The sequence below is a fragment of the Mycobacterium sp. E3339 genome, assembly GCF_001666915.1.
Lineage (GTDB): Bacteria > Actinomycetota > Actinomycetes > Mycobacteriales > Mycobacteriaceae > Mycobacterium.
In genome coordinates, this window is the sequence record NZ_LZIZ01000001.1 from 1 (window position 1) to 10,213 (window position 10,213).

Here is a 10,213-nt window from a genome sequence, read left to right on the forward strand (position 1 = left end):
TGATCGACATGTCCATGGCCGCGTGGCCCTCCATCGATCCGGCGATACCCCGCTCGGCCTGCGCCCGGGCCTCGTCGATCAGCCGCGACCGCACGAACAACCGGAACAGCACGGCCAGCACCACGATCATCAGCGGGCCGCCGACGAACTCCGCGGCGGTGAACTGCCAGCCCATCAGCAGGGCCAGGATGATGCCCAACTCGACCACCAGGTTGGTCGAACCGATTTCGAAGGCCATCGCGGCGGTGAAGCTGGCGCCCTTGCGGAACAACGAGCGGGCCAGGGCCACCGCGGCGTACGAGCACGAGGACGACGCCGCCCCGAGCCCGGCGGCCACCGCCAGGGTGCGTGGTCGATCGTCGCCCAGCAGCCCGACGATGGTCGAGCGCCGCACCACCGCCTGCACCACCGCCGACAGCGCGAAGCCCAGAATCAGCGCCCAGAGGATTTCCCACGTCATCGACCCGACGAGGCCCGGGCGCAGGCCGAGCGGGGTATCGCCGGATCGATGGAGGGCCACGCGGCCATGGACATGTCGATCAAGAAGGACGGCACGTTCGCGCAGCGGCTCTTGTCCGGGGAGGGCTTCACCTCGGTTTCGCACGTGTTCGTGATGGAGTGGTTGGCGATCCTGCGGGACCTGGTTCTGGGCCTGTTGATCGCCGGTGCGATAGCGGCGTGGGTGCCCGAATCATTCTGGCGTGGATTCTTTTTGGCCGACAGCCCGGGCTTGTCGGCGCTGTGGGGACCGATAGTGGGACCGGTCGTGGCGATCGTGTCGTTCGTCTGCTCTATCGGCAACGTGCCACTGGCCGCGGTGCTCTGGAACGGCGGCATCAGCTTCGGCGGTGTCATCGCGTTCATCTACGCCGACCTGCTGATCCTGCCGATCCTGAACATTTACCGGAAGTACTACGGCACCCGGATGATGCTCACGCTGCTCGGCACGTTCTACGCCGCGATGGTGGCGGCCGGCTATTTGGTCGAATTGATCTTCGGCGCAGCGAGTCTCATCCCGAAGCAGCGCAACGCCACGGTGATGGAAGCCACGATCTCGTGGAACTACTCCACCTGGCTCAATATCGCCTTCCTGGCCATCGCTGCCGTGCTCGTCGTGCGGTTCGTCACCACGGGCGGAATCCCAATGGCGCGGATGATGGGTGGCTCGCCCGAGAGCGGGCACGACCACGAGTGCCACTAGCGGCCAACGGATTGTCTCCGACGGCTTCGGGGGCGATGATCTGGCGAAGTGATCGGCAACGGCCAAGAAGGAGTCGCACGAAATGACGGAGATATCCATCGACGGCCACGGCCCGCGGCGCCGGGTGCTGCTCCTCTACTACACCTTCACCGGGCAGACGCTAGCGGTGCTCGAGGCGGCGGCCGAGGTGTTCGGCGAGCGGGGCTGGGAGGTGCACCGGGCTCCGATCACCTTCACCGATCGGCGCTACGCCGAACGCTTCTCGCTCTTCCCGTTGCGCCACGCGGCGCTTGACCTGCTCAGCGTCCTGCCCGCCCAGCTGCGCCGGGCGACCGGCGAGATCCAGACGCCGGACGAGGTTCGCGACGCAAGCTACGACCTGATCTGCATTGGATCCTCGACATGGTGGTTCACCATGAACATGCCGATGCGTACTTTCCTGAAGTCGGACGAGGCGCGAATCCTGCTCGCCGGCAAGCCATTCGCCGCGTTCTGCGTCTGCCGCCGGTACTGGCGCGGCAATTTCGCGGCGGTCCGCAGGCTCGGGGAGAGGCTGGGCGGCAGGTATGCGGGCGGGGTCCATTTCGAGTACCTCGGCGGCCAGATCGCCTCGGGGCTTTCGCTGATGAGCTATTTGCGGTCGGGCCGCTACCGGAACCGTTATTTCGGGCTGCGCATCCCGGCAACCAACGTCCAGCCATACCAGCTGGAACAGACGCGGATCTTCGCCCGATCGCTCGCCGATCGGCTGGCCGCCGACGCCGTGGCGTCCTGACTCAGCTCAGCCGGATGGTGTTCATCGACACCCCGGCGGCGGGCAGCCGCGCCAGCAGCGCGTCGCCCATCGCCGCCGCCGGCGTGAGCACCCCCGTAAGGTCACTGAGCCGATCCCGGTCGAGGGCCAGCGCGAGGCCGCTCTCGCCGAGCAGCACGCCGGTCGCGTCGTATGCGTCCCGCTGCTGGGAGAAGGTGCCCAGATAGCGGGCGCCCGAGGTCGTGGTCGTGTACGTCTCGACCGTGAAGTGGCCGCGCTCCCGCATCGCCTCGCTGGGCCCCGTGCCGGGCTTGGCGAGGGGCTGCAGCCATCGCCGGGGCACCCGCCCGAAATGCCTGGTGCCCAAGGCCCAGCCGGTCCGGAGCGCACCCGTGACGGCCGCGGACGCGACGGGCGCCGCGGCGGACCTGCCGAGGCTCATGGTCTCCGAGTAGCGGAACCGCCTGCCGTAGGCCCAGTTCTGTAAGGCGTTGCTGCGTCGCACTATTCGCGTGTTGTGTGGCGCCCACACCAGGGCGCCCAGCCAGAAGCCGGCGAGCTCGGGCGCGATCCGGCCGCCCGGGCGCCACCGGAAGTCCGGTTGCCGACCGAGGTCCGGTTCGGCGCTTCGGTCGGTGGTCAGGGTGTACGGGTCATTCATCAGCCGGCGAGCCTGCGCGTCGCCGGACGCGGTGCGCATGGATTCGAATTCCGAGGCGACGGTTCCTCCGGAGCCGCCGCCCTGGAAGAAGGAGCGGAACACGAAGGTGGTGTCGCGCAGCTCCCCTGTGCCGTCGCGGGCCGCCCGGCGATAGAGCTGATAGACGTTCAGATCCGAAGGCAGGGAGGCGAATCCGCACGAGACGACGATCCTGGCGCCGGTGTCGACGGCCTGCCGGTGGTAGCGGTCGATGCTGTCGCGCACGAACATCACCTCGCCGGTCAGGTCGGCGTAGTCCGTCCCGGCCTTCGCGCAGGCCGCCACCACCGGCAACCCGTAGCGGGTGTAGGGCCCGACCGTGGTGACCACCACCCGGGTGCGGGCCGCCATCGCGTCCAGCGTCGTCGGGTCCGACGCGTCGGCCACGATCAACGGCCAATCCCGCGCGGCCGTGCCGAGCGCGCTCCGGGTGGCCGCCAGCCGGTCCGGCGAACGACCGGCCAGCGCGATGCGGGCCCCGCCGGCCGCGCCGGCCAGGTAACGGGCCGTCAACTCGCCGGAAAAGCCGGTGCCGCCGTAGAGGACGATGTCGAACTCGCGGTCCGCCGAACCCATCGCTCGATCTCCTCACCCGCCACGAGGCGCAGAGCCGCCGTCACCGGATCTTGTTGCACCCCAAGGCTTCAGGATTTGCCGGCGAGCTTCTCGCGCAGGCGGCGGTTGACCGGTTCTGGCAGTAGCTCGGAAACGTCGCCGCCGAACATCGCGACCTCTTTGGCCAGGGACGACGAGACGAACGAATAACGAGGTGTCGTCGCGACGAAGAAGGTGTCGACACCGGCGATGTGCTTGTTCATCTGCGCCATCTGCAGCTCGTATTCGAAGTCGGTGCCGGTGCGCAGGCCCTTCACGATCGCGGTCATCCCCCGCGCCCTGACGAAGTCGACCACCAGGCCCTGCCCGGCCTCGACCCGCAGGTTGGGCAGGTGCGTGGTCGACTCGTTGATCATCGCGATCCGCTCGTCGAGGTCGAACATGCCCTTCTTGGCGGGGTTGGTCAGGATCGCCACCACCACCTCGTCGAACTGGGCCGACGCCCGTTCGAAGACGTCGATGTGGCCCAACGTCACCGGATCAAACGACCCCGGGCATACCGCGCCGCTCATGACGCGCGCCGACGACGACGCAGAACGCAGGGATCAAAAGGAGCGGCGCCCATGACGAAAGACGGTACACGTCCGCCTCACACCCGCTCGGCCATCTCCAGCCGGGTGTCGCCGTACCCCCGCGGCTCCCACACCGACCAGCCGGCCGGCCAGGCCAGCGGCGCTCCGGCCGCCGGGCGCTCCACCACCGCCACGGTGCCGACGCTCGCCCAGCCGTGCGCGACCAACGCGGCCAACACGGCCTGGACCTCGGCGGCGTCGACGTCGTAGGGCGGGTCGGCCAGAACGAGGTCGACCGGGCTCGCGGCGCCGGCCGCCAACACGGTCGCGACCGCGCCGCGGCGCACCGTCGCACCGGTCAGGCCCAGCGTCTCGATGTTGCGCGCGATGACCGCCGCGCTGCGGTGATCGGACTCCACGAACAGCGCCGACGCCGCCCCCCGGGACAGCGCCTCCAATCCCAGTGCGCCCGAACCGGCATAGAGGTCCAGCACCGCGGCGCCCGCCAAATCCCCTCGGGCGGCCAGGATGTTGAACAGCGACTCGCGGACGCGGTCGGTGGTCGGCCGGGTTCCCCGCGGCGGGACGGCGATGCGCCGGCCGCCGGCCACGCCGCCGATGATCCGGGTCACCTGCCGACACCTACAGCAGCGTCGACCAATAGTCCCAGAACCGCGCCAGGATCAGCAGGAACACCGCGGTGAACCACAGCGCGACGATCGACCACCGCCATTGGTAGAGCACCCACACCACGCCGCGGCCCCGGCGCTGCAGCGCCGGGCGGCACACGATCGAGGCGACCACCACCAACAGCGTGATGGTGACCGCCCAGACGACCATGCAGTAGGGGCACAACGCCCCGATGGTGTACAGGCTCTCGTAGATCAGCCAGTGCACGAACGCCGCGCCGAGCAGCACCCCGACCGTCAACCCGATCCAATACCATTGCGGCAACTGAACTTTCGTCACCGCCAGCAGGCCCGTGACGACCACCACGGTGAACCCCACCAGACCGAGCAGCGGGTTGGGGAACCCCAGCACGGACGCCTGCGGGGTGACCATCACCGAGCCGCACGACAGGATCGGGTTGAAGTTGCACGACGGCACGTACGCCGGGTTGAGCAGCAGGTCGATCTTCTCCACCGTCAGCGTCGCCGAGGCGGCCAGGCCGATCACGCCGGCGATCAGCACCCACCACGCACTGGGCGCCGGCAGGGCCTCGGGGCGCGATTCCGGTGTCGGGTCGGCGGTTTCGGCGGGCGCCGGCGTGGTCACGCGGCCGGGGGGGCGGCGGCGCCGTCGATGCCGGGCACGTCACCGACGATGCTCTTGATCTTGGCGACCAGCGCATCCGGTGTGGACGGGTCGTAATCGTCCCCGTTGATCTTGATGGTCGGCGTGGCGTTGATCTTGGCGGCCGCCGCCTCGCCGGTGACCTTGGCAATGTACTTGCCGCTGTTGACGCAGTCGGGCACCTTGCCGGCGGCGCCGGCCTCCCGGGCGATCTCGATCAACCGGGCGTTGTCCGGGAAGCTGCTGCCGCGCTCGCTGGGCTGCAGGTCCGTGGTGAACAGGGCCGTGTGGAACCGGCGGAACGCGTCCATGGACTCGTCGGCCACGCACAGGGCCGCGGCGCCGGCCCGCGACGAATAATTCTGGTTCCTGGCGTTGTCGAGGATCGACACCATGCTGTAGTCGGCCGCGATCGCGCCGACGTCGATGAGCCTGGAGACCGTCGGGCCGAAGGTGCGCTCGAAGTTGCCGCAGGCCGGGCACAGGAAGTCCTCGTAGAACGTGACGACGGCCTTGGGGTTGCTGGTCCCGGGCTGGGTGACCAGCTTGCTCGACGTCACCCGCACGGTGTCGCCGGCGCCGATGGCCGCGGTCTTCTTGTGGTGCGTCACCACAATGTAGGAGACCAGCGCGACCAGGAAGATGACGACGATGGCGGTCCCGCCGATCTGCACGAGTCGGCCCGATTTACCGTCGGCCGACTTGATGTCAAAGCGCGGGGGGCGTTTGGGTTTGTCGGCCACAGTTTGCGCGATCCTTCGGTGTTCGGGTGGACGTCAGGCGCCTCTAGATTACCGGCGCCGCGCGCGCGACAGGTCAGACCCGGCTCAGGTGGGCGCGCAGGGCCGAAATCAACTCGGTGGTCGCGGCGGCGCAGCCCCCGCCGAGCTGGAACAGATTGACGAAGCCGTGCGTCAACGACCCCATGCACCGCAGGTCGACCGCGGTGCCGGCGGCCTCCAGCGCCGCCGCGTAGCTCTCCCCCTCGTCGCGCAGCGGGTCGAACCCGGCGACCGCGATCAACGCGGGGGCGAGCCCGGCCAACGACTCGGCCAGCAGCGGCGACACCCGCGGATCCGCCCGGTCGATGCCCGAACCACGCAGGTATTGGGACTCGAACCAATCGATGTCGCGTTTGGTCAGCAGGAAGCCGCGGGCGAACAGGCTCAGCGAGCGGGTGTGCGTGCTGAAGTCGGTTCGCGGGTAGATCAGCCACTGCAGCACGGGGGCGGGCCCGCCCTCGTCGCGCGCCAGCTGGCTGACGACGGCGGCCAGGTTGCCGCCCGCGCTGTCCCCGCCCACCGCGACCCGGCCGGGTGCGGCGCCGAGTTCCTCCGTGTGGTCGTACGCCCACCTGAAGGCGGCGTAGGCGTCCTCGACCGCGGCGGGCGCCGGATGCTCGGGGGCCAGCCGGTAGTCGATCGACAGCACGTGGATGCCGGCGTCGCGGCACGTCAACCGGCACAGCGCGTCGTAGCCGTCCAGGTCGCCGATCGCCCATCCGCCGCCGTGGTAGAAGACCAGCAGGGGCGCGGCCGCGCCGTTGCCGGGACGGTAGTGCCGCGCCGGGATCTCGCCGGCCGGCCCGGGCAGCGCCAGTTCCTCGACGTCGACGTGGATCTGTGGGCCGGGAAGCTCGAGCAACAGCTGGCGCAGCTGAGCGCGGGACGTGGCCGCGTCGTCGTCGGCGACCAGGCCGTCGATGCCGACGGCGCGCAGACCGGCCAGCATCAGCTGAAGGGTGGGGTCCAGGGTGTTGCCGTCGATGGTCACCGCGCGCCCACCGAACAGCGCACGCTTGGCTGGCGTGGGGATCCAGGGAATGACCTTGACGCCGATCGTCGAGACCGCGCCCTGCATGCGACTGGCCAGGCGCATCGGCGCGTGTTTCGGCCCGAGGTGAAGGTCCGGCGCGGGCACGCTCTTGGTCATGGGCACTCCCTCGAATGCAACGTGGTAAAGCTCGACGACGGACGGATGTGCGGTCCGCGCCCTCGCCTCGGCGTCTTCCGGCCTCCCGGCGGCCACCGCCCAGCACGGTCAGCGCCTGGCCGCACACCGATTACCGGCCGCTTCATAACCCGTGCGACCAACTCTACGTGGTGACGAATTTGCGAAATACAGGCCACGTCCCGATATCACCGCGCCCCGCCCCGGTGTCGGTGACGTGGTATTTTCCAAGCTCGGTAATATCGTGATCCCCAAGCCGGTAACCGCCTCATGGATTGCGAGCAGCTTCGACGTGTTCGATTTCGAACTCAGCGCCGCGAACTCAGCGCCGATTCAATGGCGTCGATCTCCTCGCTCGATGGCGGCACCCGGCCGGGTCCACGCACCTTCAACTTCACAGGCAGGTGAATGACATTGGCTGGCGATTCGGGCGCTGCCGTGCCCTCGATAGCTCTTAATGACGAAAACACGATGCCGGTGCTCGGACTTGGCGTCGCGGAGTTGTCGGAGGACGAGACCGAACGCGCGGTTTCCGCAGCGCTGGAAATGGGCTGCCGGCTGATCGACACCGCCTCGGCTTACGGCAACGAAGCCGCCGTCGGCCGCGCGATCGCGGCCTCCGGGATTCCGCGCGCCGAGCTGTTCGTCACGACCAAGCTGGCGCCGGCCGACCACGGGTTCCTGCGCTCCGAGGAGGCCTGCAAGGAGAGCCTGGAAAGGCTCGGCCTCGACTACCTCGACCTCTACCTGATCCACTGGCCGGTGCCGTCCCGGGGCGAATACGTGAATTCTTTCGGCGGGCTGATCCAGTGCCGCGGCAACGGGCTCGCGCGGTCGATCGGCGTCTCGAACTTCACCGAGTTGCACGTCACCGACGTCATCGACCTGACGTTCGTCACGCCGGCGGTCAATCAAATCGAGCTGCACCCGCTGCTCAACCAGGCCGACGTGCGCAAGACCAACGCCGAGCACAACGTCGTCACCCAGGCCTACACCCCGCTGGCGCTCGGCAAGCTGCACGACAACCCGACCGTGACTTCGGTCGCCGGCGAATACGGCAAGACGCCGGCCCAGGTGCTGCTCCGGTGGAACCTGCAGCTGGGCAACGCGGTCGTCTTCCGCTCGGCCAACCCGGAGCACATCGCCGGGAACCTCGACGTGTTCGACTTCGAGCTCGCCGCCGAGCACATGGACGCGATCAACGCCCTCAACGACGGCACCCGGTTGCGGCCGGATCCCAACACCTTCGAGGGTTAACCCGCCGGGCAGGTGGCCGCCGCTTGACGCAGCACCCCCGTCGACGGCTGGTCCACCGGTAACGAGTAGCCGCGCAACACGGCGATGAACTGCATGGCGTACTGGCAGGCGAACGCGGCGTTCGGCGGCATCCATTGCGCGGGCGCCGCGTCCCCCTTGTCCTGGTTGGCCTGTCCGTCGACGGCCAGCAGGTTGGCGGGGTCGTTGGCGAAGCGCAGCCGCTCGGCGTCGGGCCACCCGTAGGCGCCCATGTCCCAGGCGTAGGCGAGCGGGACGATGTGGTCGATCTGGACCGCCTCCCCGACCTTGGGGCCGCGCTGGAACGCGATGGTCTTGTTGGTGTAGGGATCGTGCAGGGTGCCGGTGGCCACCGCGTCCGGGCACCGTTTGGTGACGACGTACGTCTTGTCGACGAGGTCGCGGTTGAGGATGTCGTCGCGGGTGTCGCAGCCGTTGTGCCCCAGCGGGGCGTCGTTGTCGTCGTCCCACGCGTCGCCGAACGCCGGCCGCCGGTAGTCGTACCGGTGCGCCCGCACCGGCAGCACCGGGATGCCCGCCAGCACGTCGGAGCCGGGTTGCACCGTGGGGACGTCGGCGCGCGCCGCGTATTCGGCGGCGTGCCTGGCCGCCGTGGACCCCACCGTCTGGTAGGCCACCAGCAGCGCGAGTGCCGCGACCGCGGACAGCCACAGCAGCACCCTGCGGTTCACGACTTGTCCAGGTATTCGATCCGGTCACCGGTGACGAAAGGCGCTGCCAGCAAAGCCAATTCGGGGTTGGCCGGGTTGTCGGCGTAGCTGCGGACGCAGAACTCGCGCGCGGCCTCGATGACGTCGCGGTGGTCGGCCAGCGACAGCAGGCGCAGGTTGATCGCGCGGCCGGACTGGTTGCGGCCCAACACGTCTCCCTCCCGGCGTTCCTTGAGGTCCAGGTCGGCCAGCGCGAACCCGTCCAGGGTCGCGGCCACCGCCGACAGCCGCCGGCCCGCGGGCGACTCCGGCGAAACCCAGCTGGCGAGCAGGCACAGGCTGGGATGGCTGCCGCGGCCGATGCGGCCACGCAGCTGGTGCAGCTGGCTGATGCCGAAGCGGTCGGCATCCATCACCAGCATCACGGTGGCGTTGGGCACATCCACACCGACCTCGATGACGGTGGTGCACACCAGCACGTCGATGTCACCAGCGCGGAACGCCGCCATCGCGGCGTCCTTTTCGTCGGCGGACAACCGGCCGTGCATCAGGCCCAGGCGCACCTTCGCCAACTCACCCGAACGCAGCCGGGCGTAGAGACCCTCGGCGGTTTCCGACGGCCTGGTGTTCTGCTCCTGCTTGTCCGCATCGTCGGTCTCGTCGATCCGCGGCGCGACCACATAGGCCTGGCGGCCGGCGGCGACCTCCTCGCTGATGCGCCGCCAGGCCCGCTCCAGCCACGCCGGCTTGTCCTTGACGAAGATGACGTTGCTGGTGATCGGCTGCCGGCCGCGCGGAAGTTCGCGCAGCGTAGACGTTTCCAGGTCGCCGTAGACGGTGAGCGCGACCGTGCGCGGTATCGGCGTCGCCGTCATCACCAGCAGGTGCGGCGTGACACCGGGACGGGCCTTGGCTCGCAACTGGTCTCGCTGTTCGACGCCGAAGCGATGTTGCTCGTCGACCACCACCATGCCCAGGTGGTGAAATTCCACGGCGTCCTGCAGCAGCGCATGGGTGCCGACGACGATCCCGGCCTGACCGCTGGCCACCTCGTCACGGACGTGCTTCTTCTGCGCCGCCGTCATCGATCCGGTGAGCAGCGCGACGCGGGTCGCGTGGTCGGCACCACCGAGCTGGCCGGCCATCGCCAACGGGCCGAGCACGTCGTTGATCGACCGGAGATGTTGGGCGGCAAGCACTTCCGTGGGCGCCAGCAACGCACACTGGTAGCCGGCGTCCACC

11 protein-coding genes and 2 pseudogenes are annotated in these 10,213 nt (G+C 69.1%); 4 read left to right on the top strand and 9 right to left on the bottom strand.

All coding sequences use genetic code 11. From position 1 onward, the window contains the following. Nucleotides 1-460 (bottom strand): permease (locus A5702_RS00005; protein ID WP_197506464.1); only part of this gene is annotated, 460 nt, incomplete at its 3' end. A 6-nt stretch (nt 461-466) separates the two neighbouring features. Between A5702_RS00005 and A5702_RS00010 the strand changes: the two are divergent. Next, nucleotides 467-1,201, top strand: a pseudogene (locus A5702_RS00010) (permease); the annotation flags it as partial. A gap of 82 nt (nt 1,202-1,283) precedes the next feature. After that, nucleotides 1,284-1,976 carry a flavodoxin gene (locus A5702_RS00015; protein ID WP_055404742.1) on the top strand — a complete coding sequence of 231 codons (693 nt, stop codon included), beginning with the start codon at nt 1,284-1,286 and terminating at the stop codon, nt 1,974-1,976. Nucleotide 1,977: 1 nt separating this feature from the next. Here A5702_RS00015 and A5702_RS00020 read toward each other — a convergent pair whose 3' ends face one another. From A5702_RS00020 to A5702_RS00045, 6 genes are all read right to left on the bottom strand, one after another. Next, nucleotides 1,978-3,231: a trans-acting enoyl reductase family protein gene (locus A5702_RS00020; protein ID WP_068217209.1), complete on the bottom strand. Its 1,254-nt coding sequence runs from the start codon at nt 3,229-3,231 to the stop codon at nt 1,978-1,980. A gap of 68 nt (nt 3,232-3,299) precedes the next feature. Next, a complete protein-coding gene (gene coaD, locus A5702_RS00025) occupies nt 3,300-3,782 on the bottom strand; it encodes a pantetheine-phosphate adenylyltransferase (protein ID WP_055404740.1) in 483 nt (160 codons plus the stop codon). A gap of 77 nt (nt 3,783-3,859) precedes the next feature. After that, on the bottom strand, nt 3,860-4,414 hold the full coding sequence (gene rsmD / locus A5702_RS00030) for a 16S rRNA (guanine(966)-N(2))-methyltransferase RsmD (protein ID WP_068217212.1): 555 nt from the start codon (nt 4,412-4,414) through the stop codon (nt 3,860-3,862). Nucleotides 4,415-4,424: 10 nt separating this feature from the next. Further along, a complete protein-coding gene (locus A5702_RS00035; RefSeq protein ID WP_369817846.1) occupies nt 4,425-4,997 on the bottom strand; it encodes a vitamin K epoxide reductase family protein in 573 nt (190 codons plus the stop codon). A gap of 56 nt (nt 4,998-5,053) precedes the next feature. Beyond that, on the bottom strand, nt 5,054-5,818 hold the full coding sequence (locus tag A5702_RS00040; protein ID WP_055404737.1) for a DsbA family protein: 765 nt from the start codon (nt 5,816-5,818) through the stop codon (nt 5,054-5,056). A gap of 73 nt (nt 5,819-5,891) precedes the next feature. Next, complete coding sequence (locus A5702_RS00045) at nt 5,892-7,007, bottom strand: alpha/beta hydrolase (protein ID WP_068217215.1); 1,116 nt, start codon at nt 7,005-7,007, stop codon at nt 5,892-5,894. Between the two features lie 247 nt (nt 7,008-7,254). Between A5702_RS00045 and A5702_RS26810 the strand changes: the two are divergent. Beyond that, nucleotides 7,255-7,433: pseudogene (locus A5702_RS26810) on the top strand (oxidoreductase); the annotation flags it as partial. 6 nt (nt 7,434-7,439) lie between these two features. Next, a complete protein-coding gene (locus A5702_RS00050) occupies nt 7,440-8,282 on the top strand; it encodes an aldo/keto reductase (RefSeq protein WP_197281299.1) in 843 nt (280 codons plus the stop codon). Here the strand turns inward: A5702_RS00050 and A5702_RS00055 are convergent. Then, nucleotides 8,279-8,992, bottom strand: coding sequence for an HNH endonuclease family protein (locus tag A5702_RS00055; protein WP_055405551.1), 714 nt, complete (start codon nt 8,990-8,992; stop codon nt 8,279-8,281). The genes A5702_RS00050 and A5702_RS00055 overlap by 4 nt on opposite strands. Then, nucleotides 8,989-10,213 (bottom strand): ATP-dependent DNA helicase RecG (locus A5702_RS00060; RefSeq protein WP_156669416.1); only part of this gene is annotated, 1,225 nt, incomplete at its 5' end. The genes A5702_RS00060 and A5702_RS00055, both read right to left, overlap by 4 nt.